The organism is Serratia sp. ME47 (genome assembly GCF_903970925.1).
Classification (GTDB): Bacteria; Pseudomonadota; Gammaproteobacteria; order Enterobacterales; family Enterobacteriaceae; genus Serratia; species Serratia ureilytica.
In genome coordinates, this window is the sequence record NZ_CAJCKE010000033.1 from 20,296 (window position 1) to 40,998 (window position 20,703).

Annotated in this window: 18 protein-coding genes, 1 tRNA gene and 2 other RNA genes; 12 read left to right on the forward strand and 9 right to left on the reverse strand. The window is 60.7% G+C overall.

Annotated elements, in window-relative coordinates:
• Positions 1-25: 25 nt before the first annotated feature.
• Entirely contained in the window at positions 26-175 is a 150-nt protein-coding gene (locus H7A77_RS22650; RefSeq protein WP_004939813.1) for an AcrZ family multidrug efflux pump-associated protein, read from the reverse strand.
• Positions 176-368: 193 nt separating this feature from the next.
• Between H7A77_RS22650 and modE the strand changes: the two genes are divergently transcribed.
• The 9 genes from modE (at position 369) to gpmA (ending at position 9,426) form a co-directional block, all read left to right on the forward strand.
• Positions 369-1,160, forward strand: a complete 792-nt coding sequence (gene modE / locus H7A77_RS22655; RefSeq protein WP_182074688.1) for a molybdenum-dependent transcriptional regulator — start codon at positions 369-371, stop codon at positions 1,158-1,160.
• Between the two features lie 90 nt (positions 1,161-1,250).
• Positions 1,251-2,738, forward strand: a complete 1,488-nt coding sequence (gene modF, locus H7A77_RS22660; protein ID WP_096242819.1) for a molybdate ABC transporter ATP-binding protein ModF — start codon at positions 1,251-1,253, stop codon at positions 2,736-2,738.
• Positions 2,739-2,833: 95 nt separating this feature from the next.
• The gene (locus H7A77_RS22665) at positions 2,834-3,406 is read left to right on the forward strand and encodes a cysteine hydrolase family protein (RefSeq protein ID WP_033642216.1); all 573 of its coding nucleotides are present in this window, start codon (positions 2,834-2,836) and stop codon (positions 3,404-3,406) included.
• 165 nt (positions 3,407-3,571) lie between these two features.
• Positions 3,572-4,390: a CPBP family intramembrane glutamic endopeptidase gene (locus H7A77_RS22670; RefSeq protein WP_033652347.1), complete on the forward strand. Its 819-nt coding sequence runs from the start codon at positions 3,572-3,574 to the stop codon at positions 4,388-4,390.
• Between the two features lie 284 nt (positions 4,391-4,674).
• Positions 4,675-5,727: a galactose-1-phosphate uridylyltransferase gene (gene galT / locus H7A77_RS22675; protein ID WP_182074689.1), complete on the forward strand. Its 1,053-nt coding sequence runs from the start codon at positions 4,675-4,677 to the stop codon at positions 5,725-5,727.
• Complete coding sequence (gene galK, locus H7A77_RS22680; RefSeq protein WP_182074690.1) at positions 5,724-6,875, forward strand: galactokinase; 1,152 nt, start codon at positions 5,724-5,726, stop codon at positions 6,873-6,875. The genes galT and galK overlap by 4 nt, the downstream gene beginning before the upstream one ends.
• Positions 6,869-7,912 carry a galactose-1-epimerase gene (gene galM / locus H7A77_RS22685; protein ID WP_182074691.1) on the forward strand — a complete coding sequence of 348 codons (1,044 nt, stop codon included), beginning with the start codon at positions 6,869-6,871 and terminating at the stop codon, positions 7,910-7,912. The genes galK and galM overlap by 7 nt, the downstream gene beginning before the upstream one ends.
• A 197-nt stretch (positions 7,913-8,109) precedes the next feature.
• On the forward strand, positions 8,110-8,457 hold the full coding sequence (locus tag H7A77_RS22690) for a PsiF family protein (protein WP_046896799.1): 348 nt from the start codon (positions 8,110-8,112) through the stop codon (positions 8,455-8,457).
• Positions 8,458-8,673: 216 nt separating this feature from the next.
• Positions 8,674-9,426, forward strand: a complete 753-nt coding sequence (gene gpmA / locus H7A77_RS22695; protein WP_016928714.1) for a 2,3-diphosphoglycerate-dependent phosphoglycerate mutase — start codon at positions 8,674-8,676, stop codon at positions 9,424-9,426.
• Between the two features lie 46 nt (positions 9,427-9,472).
• On the opposite strand, the gene H7A77_RS22700 is transcribed toward gpmA, so the two are convergent.
• The 3 genes from H7A77_RS22700 to aroG form a co-directional block, all read right to left on the reverse strand.
• Complete coding sequence (locus H7A77_RS22700; protein ID WP_042783869.1) at positions 9,473-10,510, reverse strand: M48 family metallopeptidase; 1,038 nt, start codon at positions 10,508-10,510, stop codon at positions 9,473-9,475.
• 7 nt (positions 10,511-10,517) lie between these two features.
• Complete coding sequence (locus H7A77_RS22705) at positions 10,518-11,708, reverse strand: YjgN family protein (RefSeq protein ID WP_089191309.1); 1,191 nt, start codon at positions 11,706-11,708, stop codon at positions 10,518-10,520.
• A gap of 258 nt (positions 11,709-11,966) precedes the next feature.
• Complete coding sequence (gene aroG / locus H7A77_RS22710; RefSeq protein WP_025301893.1) at positions 11,967-13,019, reverse strand: 3-deoxy-7-phosphoheptulonate synthase AroG; 1,053 nt, start codon at positions 13,017-13,019, stop codon at positions 11,967-11,969.
• A gap of 212 nt (positions 13,020-13,231) precedes the next feature.
• Between aroG and H7A77_RS22715 the strand changes: the two genes are divergently transcribed.
• The 3 genes from H7A77_RS22715 to zitB are packed head-to-tail and all read left to right on the forward strand — an operon-like array spanning position 13,232 to position 17,996.
• On the forward strand, positions 13,232-13,837 hold the full coding sequence (locus tag H7A77_RS22715; protein WP_028127666.1) for a response regulator transcription factor: 606 nt from the start codon (positions 13,232-13,234) through the stop codon (positions 13,835-13,837).
• Positions 13,834-17,034 (forward strand): transporter substrate-binding domain-containing protein, encoded by a 3,201-nt coding sequence (locus tag H7A77_RS22720; RefSeq protein WP_147880399.1) that lies wholly within the window; start codon positions 13,834-13,836, stop codon positions 17,032-17,034. The genes H7A77_RS22715 and H7A77_RS22720 overlap by 4 nt, the downstream gene beginning before the upstream one ends.
• Positions 17,034-17,996 carry a CDF family zinc transporter ZitB gene (gene zitB / locus H7A77_RS22725; RefSeq protein WP_033642204.1) on the forward strand — a complete coding sequence of 321 codons (963 nt, stop codon included), beginning with the start codon at positions 17,034-17,036 and terminating at the stop codon, positions 17,994-17,996. Before H7A77_RS22720 ends, zitB begins: the two co-directional genes overlap by 1 nt.
• 35 nt (positions 17,997-18,031) lie before the next feature.
• Here the strand turns inward: zitB and pnuC are convergent, their stop codons facing one another.
• From pnuC to H7A77_RS22750, 5 genes are all read right to left on the reverse strand, one after another.
• Positions 18,032-18,757 carry a nicotinamide riboside transporter PnuC gene (gene pnuC / locus H7A77_RS22730; RefSeq protein WP_072628166.1) on the reverse strand — a complete coding sequence of 242 codons (726 nt, stop codon included), beginning with the start codon at positions 18,755-18,757 and terminating at the stop codon, positions 18,032-18,034.
• 20 nt (positions 18,758-18,777) lie between these two features.
• Entirely contained in the window at positions 18,778-19,839 is a 1,062-nt protein-coding gene (gene nadA, locus H7A77_RS22735) for a quinolinate synthase NadA (RefSeq protein WP_015376982.1), read from the reverse strand.
• Positions 19,840-20,159: 320 nt separating this feature from the next.
• Positions 20,160-20,282, reverse strand: a non-coding RNA gene (locus tag H7A77_RS22740) — RtT sRNA.
• Between the two features lie 74 nt (positions 20,283-20,356).
• Positions 20,357-20,481, reverse strand: a non-coding RNA gene (locus H7A77_RS22745) — RtT sRNA.
• A gap of 76 nt (positions 20,482-20,557) precedes the next feature.
• Positions 20,558-20,633, reverse strand: a tRNA-Lys gene (locus H7A77_RS22750).
• Positions 20,634-20,703: the final 70 nt, after the last annotated feature.

Genomic DNA, 20,703 nt, shown 5'->3' on the forward strand with positions numbered 1-20,703 from the left:
CGACGGGTATCGGGATGGGGAACGGTCAGTGCTGGGTGCGGTTTTCTTTCGAACGGCCCACTTTGGAGAAGACGTTGAACACTTCGCCAAAACCGTAGATCAAGCCGAGAATGAGCGCCATGACCACCGGCACCATCACCACGGCGAATAACAGACTTTTCAATAATTCCAACATGATAGCCTCGCTTAACTGCCCATTGAGCGGCAAATGCCTTTCACCGCATATCAGGTTATTCTAACCCAAAAAATCGCTAAAACCGGAGTTATTTTAGCCAGCGAGGCGAAATTGTGATCGGCCAAACGTGCCCTTTGGCGCTTTGCCGCCAAATCGGCGACAATACGATTTTTGCCGCCGACAGGATGCGCTTATGCAGGCCGAAATTCTTCTGACTCTCAAACTCCAGCAAAAGCTGTTCGCCGATCCGCGCCGCATCGCGCTGCTGAAACAGGTGCAGCACACCGGCTCCATCAACCAGGGCGCCAAACTGGCGGGCATCAGCTACAAAAGCGCCTGGGACGCCATCAATGAGATGAACCAACTGGCGGAACAAACGGTGGTGGAACGCGCCACCGGCGGCAAAGGCGGCGGCGGCGCGCATTTGACGCACTACGGCCAACGGCTGATCCAGCTGTACGATCTGCTGGGCCAGGTGCAGCAAAAAGCCTTCGACGTGCTGCAGCAGGACGATCTGCCGCTCGACAGCCTGCTGGCGGCCATCTCGCGCTTCTCGCTGCAAACCAGCGCGCGCAATCAGTTTTTCGGCACCGTGATCGAACGCGACCACCAGCAGGTACAGCAGCATCTGGCGATCCTGCTGAACGACGGCAGCACTCGCCTGACGGCGGCCATTACCCAGCAAAGCGCCGATCGGCTGCAGCTGACGCCCGGCAAAGAGGTGCTGGCGCTGATCAAGGCGCCCTGGGTGCGTCTGAGCGTCGATGCGGCCGATAACGCCGACGCGGAGAATGCGCTGGCGGGCGTGGTGGCCGGCATTCAGCCGGGCGCCGAACACAGCGAGGTGCTGGTGACGCTGGCGGGCGGCGAAACCCTGTGCGCCACCCTGACGACGGCGGAGCTGCAGCGCCTGCAACTGAGCGTCGGCGACGCCGTACACGCCCTGTTCAACGCCGATCGGGTGATTGTCGCCACGTTGTGTTAAGCGCAACGTGATGTTGCGTTTTTGTTGATTGACATCACCCGGCAATGCGCCTATTTCTAAGGCAAATAATTGCAAAAAAAGGAACAGGTGATGTCGTCGTTGCACATTTCGCAAGGTTCATTCCGCTTGAGCGATACCCGCACCCTGACGCTGGAAGCGCTGGCGATCCAGGCCGGTGAAAGCTGGGCCTTCGTCGGCGCCAACGGCAGCGGCAAATCCGCCCTGGCGCGCGCGCTGGCCGACGAACTGGTTCTGCTGCGCGGCGAACGCCGCAGCGATTTTCAGCATGCGGTGCGCATCTCCTTCGAACAGTTGCAAAAGATGGTCAGCGACGAGTGGCAACGCAACAATACCGATCTGCTCAGCGCGGACGAAGACGACACCGGCCGTACCGCGGCGGAGATCATTCAGGAAGAGGTGAAAGACGCCGCGCGCTGTGAGCGACTGGCCGCGCAGTTCGGCATTACCGCCCTGCTGACGCGCCGCTTCAAATACCTCTCCACCGGCGAAACGCGCAAAACCCTGCTGTGCCGCGCGCTGATGCCGCAGCCCGACCTGCTGATCCTCGATGAACCTTTCGACGGGCTGGACGTCCACTCGCGCGCGCAGCTCGCCGCGCTGCTGAGCGAGCTTTCCGCCCAGGGGCAGACCGTGGTGCTGGTGCTCAACCGTTTCGACGAAATACCGGATTTTGTCCGGCAGGTGGGCGTGCTGGCGGACTGCACCCTGACCAACCGTGGGCCGCGCAGCCAGGTGATGGCGGACGCGCTGGTGGCGCAGCTGGCGCACAGCGAAAATCTCAGCGGGCTGGCGCTGCCGGAAACGGAGGACCCGACGCAAAAAGAGGCCCTGCCGGCGGATCGTCCGCTGATCGTCCTGCGTGACGGCGTGGTCAGCTATAACGATCGGCCGATCCTCAATCATCTCGACTGGCAGGTGAACCCTGGTGAACACTGGCAGATCGTCGGCCCGAACGGCGCCGGCAAATCCACCCTGCTCAGTTTAATCACCGGCGATCACCCGCAGGGCTACAGCAACGATCTGACGCTGTTCGGCCGCCGCCGCGGCAGCGGGGAAACCATCTGGGAAATCAAACGCCATATCGGCTACGTCAGCAGCAGCCTGCATCTGGATTATCGCGTCAACACCAGCGTGCGCAACGTGGTGCTGTCGGGGTTCTTCGATTCGATCGGCATTTATCAGGCGGTCTCGGATCGCCAGCGGCAGCTGACCGAGCAATGGCTGGCGCTGCTCGGGCTCGACGGCGCGCGCGGTGACGCCCCGTTCCACAGCCTTTCCTGGGGCCAACAGCGATTGGCGCTGATCGCCCGCGCGCTGGTGAAGCACCCGGCGCTGCTGATCCTCGACGAGCCGCTGCAAGGGTTGGATCCGCTCAATCGCCAGCTGGTGCGCCGCTTCATCGACGTGCTGATCGGCCAGGGCGCCACGCAGCTGCTGTTCGTTTCGCACCATGCCGAAGATGCGCCGCAGTGCATCACCCACCGCCTCAGCTTCGTGCCCGACGGCGAGGGCGGCTACGGCTATCAACACCAGCGGCTGGAGGCGGCCTCCGTCTGAAACGCAGCGTAAACATATCCGGCAACACTTCACCGCAGCACATCACATTTGGCCTTTTATCATAGAAAGAAAGAAGGCCATTTTCTGGAGACGCCATGTCCGCTGCGTTGATTATCATCGACCTGATCGAGGATCTTATCGGGCCCAAAGGCCGCGCCAACCACTGCCGTGAACAGGTGGCGGCGACCCACCTGCTCGCCAACGTCAATGCCGCCGCGGCCTATGCGCGGGTGCGAAAAATCCCGGTAATTTGGGTGCGGGTGGGATTCGCCGACGATTATCATGACATCCCGCCTCACTCGCCGCTGTTCAACCATCTCAAGCAGATCGGCGCACTGCGGCTAAACGGCCCGGGATGCCGCTGGGTGCCCGAACTGCACCGGGAAGAGACCGATCTGCAGTTTGAAAAAACGGCGGTTAGCGCCTTCTCCGGTAACAATTTGTTAGCCTGGCTGCGGCAACATCGGTGCCACCATTTGCTGCTGGCGGGCATCAGCACGCCGCTCGCCATCGAAAGCACCGCGCGTCAGGCGCACGACGCCGGCTTTCAGGTGACCGTATTGCACGATCTGTGCGCAGCCCCTACGCAGGAGATCCACCAGCAGAGTCTGGATACCCTGCAAAATCTGGCCGAAATCACCCGTTCGCAGGCCTGGATGAGAGGCTAACCCGCATCGCCGCCGGTTGTGTCAGCCGGCATAATGCACGAATGCATCACTGCCCCGACCTTTAGCGTCATTCTGGTGTGCTACTATCCGCTTTAGCGCTCAATTTCGCCATCATCGCACGCCGCAAAGGCGCTGAGCGCCGTGTACATATTTAAGGGATATATTATGTGGGGCGTACTGGCTGCTTCGTTATTTTTCTTGCCGTTTAACCGGCTGATAGCCTGGGTGATCCTGGCCGCCTCGGCGGGCATGGGGCTTTATCATGGGGTGCTGACGCCACTCAGCCTGGGTTGCCTGTTGGCCATCGTGGCGCTGGCGGGTCTACGTCATTATTTTCGCGCGCAACGTAATCTGGCGATCGCGCTCGAAGGGTTGGTGATCGCCGGCTGCGTGGCGCTGTTCTTGCATCTGGTGCCGGGCATCCACAACCAGCTGATGATCGACGGCGAAAAGGCCGGCCCGCTCAGCGCGCCGTTCACCATGTATTACAACTTCGACAAGGCGATGGTGCCGTTCCTGCTGTTCGCCTGCTTGCCCACATTGTTTTCCGCCGAACGCGGCGGCAACGGCGGCAAGGCGGGCTGGATTGCGCTGCTGCTGGCCGTGCCGGCGCTGTTGCTGCTGGCGGTAGCGCTGGGCGGCTTAAAAATCGAGCTGCATGCGCCTGCCTGGATCCTGCCCTTCGTCATGGCGAACCTGTTCTTCGTCTGCATGGCCGAAGAAGCGCTGTTTCGCGGCTACCTGCAGCAGCGCCTCAGCCAGTGGCTGGGGGCCTGGCCGGCGCTGATTGTCGCCTCCCTGGTGTTCGGCGCCGCGCATCTGGCGGGCGGTACGCTGATGGTGATCTTCGCGACCCTCGCCGGGGTGATCTACGGCCTGGCGTGGATGTGGAGCGGCCGTCTGTGGGTGCCGATTCTGTTCCATTTCGGACTGAACCTGACCCATCTGCTGTTCTTCACCTACCCGCTGTATCAGCATCCCTAACGTCTGACGCCGGCAGAGAGCGCTTCTCTGCCGGTGGCTGGATGAAAACGCTATCACAAGCGCCTCACCGCCCCGCCATCAACCGCTTTGCATGCTGCTTTACACCGCCTGTCTGGCGCTTTTCACCGAAGTGTAAACGATTCCATTTTTCGCGTTGGATCACCTTTTTATCGCTGTAGCCATGCTATCTTTTTGCGCATTGACCACTCCCTGTTCAGCAATGGGCGTATCAAGACGGTAATTGGAAGCGATTACACCCTCGTCGACGCCAAGAAAGGAACCGTATGACGGAATTTAACCCTATCGACCATCCGCACCGCCGCTTTAACCCGCTGAGCGGCCAGTGGGTGCTGGTCTCACCGCACCGCGCCAAGCGCCCCTGGCAGGGCCAACAGGAGAGCGTCCCCACGGCAACGCTGCCGGCGCACGATCCCGACTGTTTCCTGTGCCCGGGCAACGCGCGCGTCACCGGCGATCGCAATCCGGAATATCGCGGCACCTATGTCTTTACCAACGATTTCGCCGCGCTGATGAGCGATACGCCGCCGGCGCCCGACAGCCACGATCCGCTGATGCGCAGCCAGAGCGCGCGCGGCGTCAGCCGGGTTATCTGCTTCTCTCCCGATCACAGCAAGACCCTGCCCGAACTGACGCTGTCGGCGCTGGAGCAGGTGATCGCCGCCTGGCAGGCGCAAACCGAGGAGCTGGGCAAGCACTACCCCTGGGTGCAACTGTTCGAAAACAAAGGCGCGGCGATGGGCTGCTCCAACCCGCACCCGCACGGGCAGGTCTGGGCCAACAGTTTTCTGCCGAACGAGGCCGAACGCGAAGATCGCCTGCAACACGACTATTTCCGGGAACATGCCTCCCCGCTGCTGCAGGACTATGCGCAGCGCGAGCTGGCCGCAGGCGAACGCATCGTGGTGAACACCGAACACTGGCTGGCGGTGGTGCCCTACTGGGCCGCCTGGCCGTTTGAAACGCTGCTGCTGCCGAAAACGGCGGTGCAGCGCATCACCGATCTCAGCGCGGCGCAGAGCCGCGATCTGGCGCTGGCGCTGAAGAAGTTGACCAGCCGCTACGACAACCTGTTCCAGTGCTCGTTCCCCTATTCGATGGGATGGCACGGCGCGCCGTTCAACGGCGCCGACAACCGGCACTGGCAGCTGCACGCCCATTTCTATCCGCCGCTGCTGCGTTCAGCCAGCGTGCGCAAATTTATGGTCGGTTACGAGATGCTGGCGGAAACCCAGCGTGACCTGACCGCCGAACAGGCCGCAGAGCGTCTGCGCGCCGTCAGCGATATTCATTACCGTGAAGCCGGAGCCCAAGCATGAGCCTGAAACCGCTTACCCATTCCCTGTTTACCGAACACTTCGGCTATGCGCCGGCGTTGACCATCCAGGCGCCGGGGCGGGTGAACCTGATCGGCGAGCATACCGATTACAATGACGGCTTCGTGCTGCCCTGCGCCATTGATTACCAAACCGTTATCGCCTGCGCCAAGCGCGACGACCGTCAGATCCGCGTGCTGGCCGCCGATTATCAGAATCAGCAGGATCAATTCTCGCTCGACGATCCGATCGTCAGCCATCCCGACCAGCGCTGGTCCGACTATGTCCGCGGCGTGGTGAAGCACCTTCAGCGCCGTAACGCCGATTTCGGCGGCGCGGATCTGGTGATCGCCGGCAATGTGCCGCAGGGCGCGGGGCTCAGCTCCTCCGCCGCGCTGGAAGTGGCGGTGGGCCAGGCGCTGCAGGCGCTCTATCAGCTGCCGCTGGACGGCGTGGCGCTGGCGCTGAACGGCCAGGAGGCGGAGAACCAATTCGTCGGTTGCAACTGCGGCATCATGGACCAGTTGATCTCCGCACTCGGCCGGCGCGACAGCGCTCTGCTGATCGACTGCCGCTCGCTGGAGACCCGCGCGGTGCCGATGCCGGACAGCGTGGCGGTGGTGATCATCAACTCCAATGTGCAACGCGGGCTGGTGGACAGCGAATACAACACCCGCCGCAAACAGTGCGAAGAAGCGGCGCATTTCTTCGGCGTCAAGGCGCTGCGCGACGTCAGCCCCGAACAGTTTGCAGCGCGTCAACATGAGTTGGATCCGTTGGTGGCCAAACGCGCGCGCCATGTCATCAGCGAGAATGCCCGCACGCTGGCGGCGGCCGATGCGCTGGCGGCCGGCGAGCTGCAACGCATGGGCCGGCTGATGGCGGAGTCCCACGCCTCGATGCGTGACGACTTCGAAATCACCGTGCCGCCAATCGATCGGTTGGTCGAGATTGTCAAAGCGATCCTCGGCCCGCGCGGCGGCGTGCGCATGACCGGAGGCGGCTTTGGCGGCTGCATCGTCGCGCTGATGCCGCAGGACCTCGTGGAAACGGTGCGCGCCGCCGTGGCGCACGAGTATCCGCTGCAAACCGGCGGATTGCGGGAAACGTTTTACGTCTGCCAGGCTTCGCAGGGGGCCGGCACATGCTGACGGTGAGCACGGAAGCGGCGCCCGATGGGCAGCCTTACCAGCTGACGCGGCTGCAAAACGCCGGCGGCATGACCGTCACCCTGATGGACTGGGGCGCCACCTGGTTGTCCGCGGTACTGCCGCTCACATCCGGCGAAAAACGCGAGCTGCTGCTCGGCTGCCGCAGCGCCGCGGACTATCAACGTCAGGGCGCCTATCTGGGCGCCACCGTTGGCCGTTACGCCAACCGCATCGCCAATGCCAGCCTGCCCATCGACGGTAAATCCCATGCGCTGCTCGCCAATCAGGGCGCGCACCAGTTGCACGGCGGCCCCGACGGTTTTCATGCCCGCCGCTGGCGCCGGGTACAGCAGGATGCGCAACAGGTCTGCTATACGCTGCATTCAGCGGATGGCGATCAGGGCTTCCCCGGCAATCTCAACGTGCAGGTTTGCTACCGCCTGACCCCCGATAATCGTCTGGAAATCAGCTATCTGGCGCAGGTCGATCGCCCCTGCCCGGTCAACCTGACCAACCACGCCTATTTCAATCTGGACGGCCCCGGCACCGACGCCCGCGCCCAACGGCTGCAGCTGTTCGCCGATCGCTATCTGCCCGTCGACGCCGAGGGCATTCCCTGCGCCGAGCTGACGCCGGTGGACGGCAGCGGTATGGATTTTCGTCAACCGAAAACGCTGCTGCAGGATTTCCTGCGCGATCGCGACCAACAGCGGGTCAACGGCTACGATCACGCCTTTCTGTTGCACCGCATCTGCGGCGCGCTGGAAAGCCCGGCGGCCCATTTATGGTCCGCCGACGGGCAGGTGCAAATGAGCGTGTTCACCGACGCCCCTGCGCTGCAACTCTACAGCGGCAATTTTCTGGCCGGCACGCCGGCGCGCGACGGCGGCAGCTATGCCAACCATGCCGGCGTGGCGCTGGAAAGCGAGTTTTTGCCGGACAGCCCACACCATCCCGAATGGCCGCAGCCGGATTGCTGGCTGCAGCCGGGGAACCGCTACCGCAGCGCCACGCATTATCAGTTTTATCCTATCTAACCCGCCATGCCCCTCGCCGTGCGGCCGGGGGCGATTTGTTATAAATGCTTACCTTTTAGCGCTATCCCCCCGCCGGCGCCCACCTTTCCTTATTCCAAAGCGCGCACTACACTCAGGCTACCGTGATAAGCACAACGCCTTGTGCAACGTCACAATTTTCGGCCGATGGCGGCCAATCAATAGCTGAAGGAACACCTATGCGTCTGATTACTGCACTTCCATTGCTGGCGGGCTTAATGCTGAGCACCAATCTGATGGCGGCCGACGCGACGACGGCGACAAAAACGCCTTCGCCGGCGCAGGCGGCCCAACAGAAACGCATGACCGATTGCAACCAGCAGGCATCCACCAAGTCGCTGAAAGGCGCGGATCGCTCCACCTTTATGAGCACCTGTCTGAAATCCGAAGGCGCCGCTGCGACGGGCAAAACCCTGACGCCGCAGCAGCAGAAGATGAAAACCTGCAACGCCGACGCCAAGACCAAGAATCTGAAGGGCGACGCGCGTAAAACCTTCATGAGCAACTGCCTGAAAAAATCGGCCTGATTTTCCCTCTGCCACGGCGCGTCCGAAGCGATTCCGACGCGCCGTTTCTCACCCTTCCGCCTCAGGCTGAACGATTCAGCTTTTTCCTTTCTCCAGCCCTTACTTTGCGGCAAGAAATTGGCTATGGTTAGACACTATCGATTGCCGAGCCCCGGCCCGCGGCAATATAATGATTTTCGTTATCATTGAAATGTCAGATTATTAAGGAGTTAAGCTATGGCTGTAACTAAGCTGGTTCTGGTGCGTCACGGCGAAAGCCAGTGGAACCAAGAAAACCGCTTCACCGGTTGGTATGATGTTGATCTGTCCGACAAGGGCCGCACCGAAGCGAAAGCAGCAGGCAAGCTGTTGAAAGAAGAAGGTTTCACTTTCGACTTCGCTTACACCTCCGTACTGAAGCGCGCGATCCACACCCTGTGGAACATCCTCGACGAGCTGGATCAGGCCTGGTTGCCAACCGAAAAATCCTGGAAGCTGAACGAACGCCACTACGGCGCGCTGCAGGGTCTGAACAAAGCGGAAACCGCTGAAAAATACGGCGACGAGCAGGTAAAACAATGGCGTCGCGGCTTCGCGGTGACCCCGCCGGAGCTGACCAAAGAAGACGAACGTTACCCTGGCCACGATCCGCGCTACGCTTCACTGAGCGAGCAAGAGCTGCCGCTGACCGAAAGCCTGGCGCTGACCATCGATCGCGTTATCCCTTACTGGGACGAAGAGATCCTGCCACGCATCAAGAGCGGCGAGCGCGTGATCGTTGCGGCGCACGGCAACTCGCTGCGCGCGCTGGTGAAATACCTGGATAACCTGAGCGAAGACGAAATTCTCGAGCTGAACATCCCAACCGGCGTGCCGTTGGTGTATGAGTTCGACGAGAACTTCAAACCAACCAAACGTTACTACCTGGGTAACGCCGATGAGATCGCTGCAAAAGCGGCGGCCGTGGCGAACCAGGGTAAAGCGAAGTAATTTCGCCCGTTCACGAAAAAGCCCCCGGTTTTCACCGGGGGCTTTTTTATTTCTGCTGCACCATCGCCTCATTTACCGCATCCAGCCGTTCCTGCATCGCCGGATGAGTGCTGAGCCAGGCAGGCAGCGCCCAGTCATCGGTCTTCTCTCGTTCAGGCGCCTGTGCCAACGCGCGGTAGATCGCCGCCATTTCCGCCAGCGAACGCCCCTGGCGCTGCATTTCCGCTATCGCAAACGCATCCGCCTCACGCTCCATCCCGCGAGAAAACTGCATCTCATTTACGAAAGATGCGGACTGCAGCAACGTGTCGCCGATGCCGCTGACGTCACCCGTCATCCACATCAGCGTCAATGCCACCAGTGACGAGCGCACCAACATGCGCATCGGATGGCGATAAGCGTGATGCCCCATTTCGTGCAGCATCACCGCCGCCAAGCCATCGTCGTTTTTCGACAAGGTGACCAGGCTATCGCTGAGCACCAGCGTGCCGTCCGGCAACATAAAGGCGTTCGGCGCGCCGGGCGCCGCCATCAACTTCAGCGAGAGCGGCGTGCGCTCTTGGCGCATGTCGGCCGGCATCACCTGCCGGAACAGCTGCTGCAGCGCCCGTTGCCGCTCGGCCGGCAGTGCCGAGGGCGCGAAGCCGCTCTGCTCCAAGAACGTCTGCGTATGTTCGCCCAGCTTCTGTTCCACCGAGGTGGGGATGCGCATGGCGATCTCGCTGCTCGCCCACGGCAGCACCACGTAAACGTAAGCCACTACCGCCAGCAGCGTCATCAGCAGCGCCAGGGCGACGCCGCGTTTATGGCGTTCCAGGCGATGCACCCACCCCGGCGAACGGCGCTGATAGAACCAGCGGCGAAAGGCCGCGTCGTCGTCGGGCACAAAGCGCCCGCCCCCCTTGAAGGTGAGCGTCAGCGGAATATTGCCCAGCGCGGCAGAAACGGTGATGTCCGTCAGCGGGATGTAACGCTGTTCATCCTGCCGCTGCAGCGTCACGCCTTCGCCGCTTTCGTTCACCAGCAGACGAGCCGCCTCACGTGCGGCCCGCCCCGGCAACTGATAAGCGCCTTCAAGGATCATCGGCGCCTCAGAAGCTGCCGCCCAGATCCAGCGCCTGCACCGCTTCTTCGGCCACCGCGCTGTTGGCGGTTTCCTGATGCGCCGTAATTTCCAGCAGCGCCAGATCGCCTTCAACCGCCGTGCACGCCGCCAGATAACGGGCATGACGCACTTCCGCCACCGGCGCCGCCAAACCGAGCGAGAACAGGGTAATCAGGGTATTGGTGATCAACAATCCCATGTACGGCAGCGTTTTCATTGAGGAATGCAGCTTGATGTCGCCGTTCAGCCTTGCCTGGTTAAACAGGTAGTTGCGTTGGGCGACAACCTGGTAGCTGCTGGCCACCAGGGCACCGATCAGCAGCACCACCATCATCAGCAGAAGGCTGCTGATATTGTCCAGCACCAGCACATCGATGGCTTCGTTGGTCAACATGCCCATCAACACCATCTGATAGAGGGTAAAGAAGAACGAACCGATGCACACCAGCGCGACCAACATGAACGGCAGGAATATGAGCAGGCCGATCAAGGCAAATTTGATAAAGGCCGATTTCTTCAGTTCGGCAATAAACGGCGTGTTCCCGAAAAACAGGTTATTAACGTACAAATCATGCTGCAGTGCGCTAATAATGCCGTTTACCGCCGCAAATGCCGGCACAGCCAAAATCAGCGTCAGCACCAGCATAAATGCGATGGCGTTGACGCTGCCAAGACCGCTGCCAATGCCGAGCAAGACGATCAGACCGACATACAGTCCGATAATCAGCAATAACGGGCAGAACAGCAAAGCCCAATAGGCGCGCCCGGTGCGGCAGACATAATTAAAGCGCACGCCGCGATAGCTCGACATAATCGCATTGTAACGCCAGCTGCGGATAACAATCCACGGCAGCAGGGCAAGCAATACCAGCAGCGCCAACAGCCCCAGCAATGGCGTCACCGCCAGCAGGAAATAAAATACGATGATGCCGCCGATCACCAACAGCCGTCCTTTCAGAATTTGCAGCGGCTGCGCATGATAATCGAAACGATCGCCGTCCAATTCCGTGTTGCCGTAAAAATAGCGACGACGACGCACCGTCGCCCAGGCGGAATAGATGCCCAGGGTCAGAGCGGTCAATAACGCGTTGACTAACCAAATAGCGAAGTACTCACCACCTTTCCCATGGAATTTAATCCGATGCAGCCCCAGCGGCTGCGAGGTATTGTTTGTCATAATTCTTTCGTCCTGAAAGGAATAGGTCATACCACTCCCCACTTATTAGGCCTGCGGGGTTTATGGAATAAAAAAGCGTCTTATATAAGCACAATGCCGAGAGCGGTGACAATTATTCTTTTATTAAATAGGAATAATGCGAATACGGCCGCTTAAAGATTTAATAAGCCTATTGACTGTAGGCCTTAAATTGACAGGAGATATAAAATTTTAAGGTAAATAGAAAAAGGGCCCGCTGGCGAGCCCCTCTTTACGCGATTAACCGCGGCGCGCTTTCACCGCCGCCGCCAGATCGCGCAGCACGGTTTCGGTATCCTGCCAGCCGATGCAGCCGTCAGTGACGCTCTTGCCGTAAACCAGCGGCTCGCCGCTTTCGAGGCTCTGGTTGCCTTCCACCAGGTGGCTTTCGATCATTACACCGATAATCGCTTTTTCACCGCCGCCAATTTGCCCGCAAACATCGGCGCTCACGTCCATCTGTTTTTTGAACTGTTTGCTGCTGTTGGCATGGCTGAAGTCGATCATCACCTGCGCCGGCAACCCCGCTTTGCTCAAACCGGCTTTGACGTCCTTCACATGCGCCGCGCTGTAGTTTGGCTCCTTGCCGCCGCGCAGGATAATGTGGCAGTCACCGTTGCCGCTGGTGTTAACGATCGCCGAGTGGCCCCATTTGGTCACCGACAGGAAGCAGTGCGGCGCGCCGGCGGCGTTGATGGCGTCGATCGCCACCTTGATGGTGCCGTCGGTGCCGTTCTTGAAGCCGACCGGGCAAGAGAGACCGGAGGCCAGTTCACGGTGCACCTGCGATTCCGTGGTGCGCGCGCCGATGGCGCCCCAGCTCATCAGATCCGCCAGGTACTGCGGCGTGATCATGTCGAGGAATTCGCCGGCGGCCGGCAACCCGCTGTCGTTGATCTCCACCAGCAGCTTGCGCGCCAGGCGCAGGCCGTCGTTGATGTTGAAGCTGTTGTCCATTTGCGGATCGTTGATCAGGCCTTTCCAGCCCACGGTGGTGCGCGGTTTTTCGAAGTACACGCGCATCACCACTTCCAGCTCGCCGCTCAGTTCTTCACGCAGCGCCAGCAGGCGCCCCGCGTACTCTTTGGCGGCTTGGGTATCATGGATGGAGCAAGGGCCAATTACCACCAGCAGGCGATCGTCGCTGCCGCGGAGGATATTGTGAATTGCGCTGCGGGCCTGGGACACCGTCTTTGCCGCGCGTTCAGTGGCCGGGAATTTCTCCAGCAAAGCCACCGGCGGCAGGAGTTCCTTAATATCATTAATGCGTAAATCGTCGTTTTGGTAATTCATAGCTTTTCCATTCGGTATCGTGGGGTATTTCGCAGTGCGTAACGGTGTAGATCCCAACAATCTAGCCTGTGAGAATGGCGCTGTAAATCACCTTTGCCCCCCGCCGCTGGAACCGCCAAATTAACAGCAGATTGTGCTGTTTCATCTGGCGAGCGCAGAGCCTCCTTTTTCGCTATGCTAGCGATCAGAATATAAAGTGACCCGAGTTGAACATGCCCTCTCTGCTATTAGTTGATGACCACCCGGTGGTTCATGTCGCACTGGAAGCGGCGCTAATGAAATCATCCCGCCCCTACCGCCTGCAGGCGGCGCAGGATGACGTACAGGCGCTGGCCCTGCTGGCCGAGGCCGCTTTCGGCCTGGTGATCCTGGATATCGGCCTGCCGCAGGTCGACGGGCTGCAGCTGTTGAAAAAAATCCGCCGACGCTATCCGCAACAAAAGATCCTGATCTACACCGCGCAGGAAGCCGATGTCTATGCGCGCATGGCGCATGCCGCCGGCGCCGACGGTTTCGTCAATAAAGGCAGCTCGCTGGCGGAGTTGGTGCTGGCGATCGAGCAGGTGCTGGACGGTGAAGCCAGTTTCCCCGCCGCCGCGCTGGCCGAAGAAGCGCCGACCGCGGACGGCGGGCTGCTCACGCCCAAGGAGCTCGAGGTGCTGGGTTTGCTGAGCCAGGGGCTGTCCAACCTGCAGATCGCCGACCGGCTGCACATCAGCAACAAGACTGTCAGCACGCACAAAAAAAACATCCAGCGCAAAACCGGCGCCGGCAACCTGCTGGAACTGGTGGCGGTGTTTAAAGAGCTGGCGCCATGATGCGCCGCGCCCTGCTGCTGCTGATCCTGTGGTGCGGCCTGGCGCAGGCGGCGGAGCCGGTGCGCTATCAGCTGGTCAGCAACCTGAATACCCCCGAGAATATGCTGATCGTCGGCGAGAAAAATCCCTGGCGCGATCGCACGCTGCGCGTCGGCATCATCAGTGAGAACACCAGCCCGTACAACATCATCGTGGACGACGATCTGTATGGGCTGAACGCCGACTACCTCGGCTATATTCAGCAGGTGACCGGCATCCGCTTCGCCATTTACGGCTTCGCCGATCTGACCCAGCTGGAACAGGCGCTGCACGACGGCAAGGTCGATCTGCTGTACGGCATCCCGCAGAGCGAAGCGCTGCACGGGCTGGAGATCTCCCAGCCTTACTACATCAGCAACCTGCGCGTATTGCGCGATCGCAGCAACGATAGGCCGGTGATGCTCAATTCCGCCAACGCCCGCGTCGCGATCGGCGCGCTGACCGACATGCAGTCCGGCGGCGCCCTGCAGGCGGTGGCGTCGCAGATCCAGCGCTACGACAACAACCTGCAGGCGGTCTATTCGCTGCTCAACGGCAGCAGCGACTACTTTATCGCCGACGAGGCCAGCGCCAGCTTTATCATCGACCAGCTGCAGCTCGGCCAGCTCTATCAAATTGAAAGCAACGAGAACCTGGGCAATCTCTCCTTCGTGTTCGCCGCCGCCGACCCGCGCCTGATAGACACGCTGGACACCGCCATCGCCGACGCGCCGATGGAACTGATGAATGCCCTGCAGAGCCGCTGGAGCAAAAAGATCCCCAGCTACCTCGATACCGGCAATGCCGATCTGACGACGATGGAGAAGAATTGGGTGGCGAGCCACCGCGTGGTTTACTACGCCGCCATCGAGAACAACTTCCCGTTCGCCTACCGCGGTTCCGACGGCCAGCCGCGCGGCTACGCCATCGATATTCTCAACATCATCGCGCAAAACACCGGGCTGCGTTTCGCGCCGCTGTGGGCGCGCAACGCCGAGCAGGCCGATCAGCTGGTGCAATCCGGCCAGGCCAGCTTCCGCGCCGCCCTGCCGCTGGCGCGCGGCGTCAAGGCGCGCTATGGCGCCAGCATGCCGATCCACCGTTCGCTGTGGGGCGTTTACGTCGGCCAGTATGCCAACGGCGTCTCGACCTGGAGCGATCTGGCCGGCAAGCGCATCGGCGTGCTGCAGGGCGATTTGGCTCAGGGGCTGGTGCCGGATCAGGAACAGACCGTCAGCTTCGCCGACAGCAAGTCGATGTACGACGCGCTGGCCAACGGCCAGTTGGATGCGCTGGTGGATAACGTCATTTCCGCCAACTTTTTGGCGCTGTCGCGCTATTCCGGCGCGATCAAACTGGCCTTCGCCGCCAACAACATCCCCTATCCGGTAGCGTTCGGCGTACGCCGCGATCAGCCGCTGCTGCTGGCGATCCTCGATAAAAACCTGATGCAGATCCCGGCGGATACCCTGCAATCGCTGCGCGACGAGTGGATCGTCGACCGCAGCAACCTTATCGACGCGGTGAACGACAACCGCATGCCGCCGCAGACCACCTGGCTGCTGGCGCTGTTGGCCGCCGCCACCGTGTTGCTGTTGGCGCTGACGCTGCGCCGTTTCATGCTGCAGCGCCGTGAAAAACGCGAACGCGAGGAGCTCGAGCAGGCGCGCCGCCGCGCCGAAGCGGAAAACCGCATGAAGAGCAAATTCCTCGCCACCGTCAGCCATGAACTGCGCACGCCGATGCACGCCATCCTTGGCCTGCTGGAACTGGAACTCAAACGCCAACCTGCGCCGGAAGGCCTGCCGGTGATTTACAGTTCGGCCTCATCGCTGCTCAACCTGCTCAACGACCTGCAGGATCACGCCCGACTGGAAACCGGGTCGTTGACGTTGGCGCCAAAACCGGTGGCGCTGCGCCCCTGGGTCGCTCGCATTGACGCCCTTTACCGGCCGCTTATCGGCGAACGGCCGTTGACGTTGAAGGTGACGGCAGATCCGGCGCTGCCGGAGGCGGTGGTCATTGATGGTGAGCGTTTACTTCAGGTGGCTAACAACCTGATAAACAATGCGATAAAGTTCACGACGCGCGGAACCATTCAGGTCGAGGTCGGCTGGCGCGCGCAGGATGAACGACGGGGAGAGTTGCAGTTAACGGTGAACGACAGCGGCTGCGGCATCGCCGCCGATGAGGTAGGCAAGCTGTTTCAACCGTTTTACCGCGCGCGCGGCGCGCAACGCATCTCGGTGCAAGGCACCGGTTTGGGCCTGTCTATCTGCAAAGAAATCGTCGAACAGATGGGCGGCCGCATAGAGCTGCACTCGCAGCCGGGCGTCGGCACCCGCGTCGAGGTAGTGATACCGGTCGAGCTGAGCGGCGACGCGCCGGCTGGCGCTCAGGAGGAGCACACCTTTGCTCTGCCGTCTTCCGCCTTGCGTACCGCGCTGATCGACGATCATCCCACCAATTTGTTGCTGCTGGAACGCCAACTGCGCCACTTCGGGCAGCAACCCGCCCGCTTCGAACAAGGCTATGCGCTGCTGAAGGCCCAGCGCCGGCAGCCGTTTGACCTGCTGTTTATCGACTATAACATGCCGCGCCCGGACGGCCTGACGCTGGCCAGGCTGATCCGGCGCGACGAACAGCGGCTGCAGCGCCCACCTTGCCGCATCGTGCTCTGTTCGGCGGACGTGCAGGAGTTTACCCGCATCCCGCCGGGGCTGGTGGCGATCGATCACTTCCTGACCAAGCCGATTTCGCTGACGGCGATCGGCCAGGTATTGGCTCAGCAACCGCAGGCTCAGGAAGAAAAGTCAGTCCTTACTGACCTACGGCAAACGCTGGCCGACATGGCGGGCGGCGATCGCGCCATGCTGCAGCGGCTGGCGCAGACGCTCGGCGATACGCTGCGGCAAGACCGGCAGCGGCTCGCGGACGCCGTCGCCGCGAACGACTGGCCTCGCCTGGAGCAGGCGGCACACCGCATCAAGGGCAGCCTGCTGATGCTGCAGCTGCCGGAAGCCGCGCAGCTGTGCCAACAGCTGGTGGATACCGCACATCGGGGCGAGCTTGCCGCCGCCGCTTATACTAAATTAAAGGCGTTAGTGGCGCAGATAGAACCGGAGCTGGACGCTCTGCTCGCCGCCGCCCCCTCTTTCGCTATGCATAAGGATGAATAATGTCGGACACTCCACACGTACACCTGCCGAAAGACAGTAATAGTAAACGCCTACTGACCGCTTTTTTAGTCACCGCCGTCTTTATGGTGGCCGAGGTGGTCGGCGGCCTGTTGTCCGGCTCGCTGGCGCTGTTGGCCGACGCCGGCCATATGTTGACCGACGCCGCCGCGCTGCTGGTGGCGCTGATGGCGGTGCACTTCTCCCAGCGTAAACCCAACGCGCGCCACACCTTCGGCTACCTGCGCCTGACCACGCTGGCGGCCTTCCTCAACGCCGCGGCGCTGCTGGTGATCGTGGTATTCATCCTGTGGGAGGCGATACGGCGTTTCTTCGAACCGCAGCCGGTGATGGGTACCCCGATGCTGATCATCGCCATAGCGGGGCTGCTGGCGAACCTGTTCGCCTTCTGGCTGCTGCATCGCGGCAGCGAAGAGAAAAATATCAACGTGCGCGCCGCCGCGCTGCATGTGCTGGGCGACCTGCTCGGCTCGGTGGGCGCTATCGTCGCGGCCATCGTTATTCTCGCCACCGGCTGGACGCCGATTGACCCGATCCTGTCGGTGTTGGTCTCCTGTCTGGTGCTGCGCAGCGCCTGGCGGCTGCTGAAGGAGAGCTTCCACGAGCTGCTGGAAGGCACGCCGCAGGAGGTCGATATCGCCAAGCTGCAAAAAGACCTGTGCCTGAACATCCCGGAAGTGCGCAATATCCACCACGTACACGTCTGGCAGATCGGCGAACAGAAGCTGATGACGCTGCATGCGCAGGTCATCCCGCCACATGACCACGATGGGCTGTTGCAACGCATCCAGGCTTATCTGTTGGAACACTACAAGATCGGCCACGTGACCATTCAGATGGAGTACCGGCACTGCGAGACGCCGGACTGCGGTATCAATCGGGCGCCGGAGCCGAGTGAACACTCACATGCCGAAGCGCATTCACACCTGGGGCATCGCCACTAAGCCAAGAGGGCGCCATCACGGCGCCCTCTGCGTTGTTACGGAGCGGAAGATAACGGATTGGAATGGTTGCGCCCGGCGCTCTTGATCCACAGCCAGGAGCCGTTCAGCGCGATCAGCGTCAGAATGACGTACTCCAGCGCCATCGCGTAAACGCCCTGGTAAGCGAAGATCGCCACGCTGATGACATCGATCACCACCCACAGCAGCCAGTTTTCCACGTACTTGCGCGTCATCAGGATCATCGCCACGATGGACAGCACCATCATCGCCGAATCCCAGAACGGGAAGGCGTCCGGCTGCAGCGACGGCATCTGTACGTTCAGCCCCAGCCCTTGCATCACCGCCACCGCAATCTGCGTCAGCCAGGCGAACACGCGGTCGATGTTAAAGGTCATCAGGCCAATGCCGATGACGCACACCGCCGCCCAAGCCAGCGCTTTCGGCAGCGGCAGCCAGCGGATCTGCAGCTCAGCCTGATTATCCTGCGTCTGGCGGCTCCAGGCATACCAACCGTAAATATTGGCGCCGAAGAAAAACAGCTGCAGCAGCAGGCTGGCGTACAGCTGGATCTGGAAGAAAATCACCGCGAACAGCGTGACGTTGATCAGGCCGAACAGGTAGTTGACGATTTTTTCCTTGCTGGCGTACCAGATGCACAGCAATCCGAACAGCGTGCCGATGGCTTCGATCCACGACAGATCGTAACCGCCCGCGCCAAGCGGAATGTGCACCAGAATATTGCTGGTACTGAAGAAGCTCATGAGGTCATCCTTTTAAACGGTTAAGCGTTGCCTTTAACCTGCATCTTAAGCTGAGCGGCGAAATCCAGCATGCGGTTCAGCGGCACCAGCGCCTTTTCACGCAGCGCGGCGTCCACGTGGATCTCATGCTGTGCGCCCCCCTGCTCCAGACCTTCGGCAATCGCCTTCAGGCCATTCATCGCCATCCACGGGCAATGCGCGCAGCTGCGGCAGGTCGCGCCTTCTCCGGCGGTCGGCGCTTCGAACAGCTCCTTGTCCGGACAGGCCTGCTGCATCTTGTAAAAGATACCGCGATCGGTAGCGACGATCAGCTGTTGATGCGGCAATGTTTTCGCCGCCTGAATCAACTGGCTGGTAGACCCCACCGCATCCGCCAGCTCGACCACCGCCTGAGGCGATTCGGGATGCACCAGGATAGCCGCCTGCGGATAGAGCGCCTTCATGCGCCGCAGCGCCTGGGTCTTGAACTCGTCATGGACAATGCAGGCGCCTTGCCAGCACAGCACGTCAGCGCCGGTCTGCTTCTGCACGTAGCTGCCGAGATGGCGATCCGGCGCCCAGATAATTTTCTCGCCCAGACTATCCAGATGCTCGATCAGTTCGACGGCGATGCTGGAGGTCACCACCCAGTCGGCGCGCGCTTTGACCGCCGCCGAGGTGTTCGCATAGACCACCACGGTGCGATCGGGATGGCTATCGCAAAACGCATGGAACTCCTCTTCCGGGCAACCCAGGTCAAGCGAACATTCGGCAAACAGGGTCGGCATCAGCACCTGTTTTTCCGGGCTGAGGATCTTGGCGGTCTCCCCCATGAAGCGCACGCCGGCCACCAACAACGTGGAAGCCGGATGGGCGCTGCCGAAGCGCGCCATTTCCAGCGAATCCGCCACGCAGCCACCGGTTTCTTCCGCCAGCGCCTGGATTTCCGGATCGGTATAGTAGTGGGCGACCATCACCGCATTGCGCTGCTTGAGCAAGGTTTTGATCTTTTCGCGATAAAAGGCTTTTTCCGCTACGTCCAGCGGTACCGGTTTGGGCGGGAAAGGATACACCGCCGCGTTGACATCAAACATTTCACTCATCGCTGCAATCTCATGCTAGGCTGGGCGCCTGCCATTTGAATATCGCCTGCCGCAACGCCCTTCGTTTTATATACTAAACAAAATACCTAAAATTGCGCGAAAAGTCCGCTGATATTTTCAAATTTGCGCACTTAGTGTTTAATGGATTAAAAACACTGGAATGAGCTGCGCAGAACACAGCGGATAATGGCCTGGCGAAGACGCATAACGCCCAGGGAAGATCCGGATGCCGATTGGCGCAGAGTTGAAACGAGAAAGCAGGGATTCAGGTTGGGGTACTGCAGAGGCGAAAAAAGCGCCAAAGGCGCTTTTTTCTGAATGGGTGGGTCGTGCAGGATTGATTCGGCTTGTGGCCTCACCCTACCGGCAACGCTGCGCGTTGTCGTATCACTGCGCGATGCTCGAACCTCTACGGTTCTCATCCTGCACAACTCGGTAAACTCTGTTGGCAAGAGGATAAGTCAGGTTTGGGTGTTACAGAAACGAAAAAAGCGCCAAAAGGCGCTTTTTTCTGAATTGGTGGGTCGTGCAGGATTGATTCGGCCTGTGGCCTCACCCTACGGGCAACGCTGCGCGTTGTCATATCGCTGCGCGATGCTCGAACCTGAACGCAGGATCTCACCCGCACGACTCAGTGGGCTATGTCAGCAAGAAGATAAAGGCAGAGCCAGGTAGGCGCAGATGCGAAAAAAGCGCCAAAAGGCGCTTTTTTCTGAATTGGTGGGTCGTGCAGGATTCGAACCTGCGACCAATTGATTAAAAGTCAACTGCTCTACCAACTGAGCTAACGACCCGCAGAGTGGTGGGTGATGACGGGCTCGAACCGCCGACCCCCTCCGTGTAAAGGAGATGCTCTACCAACAG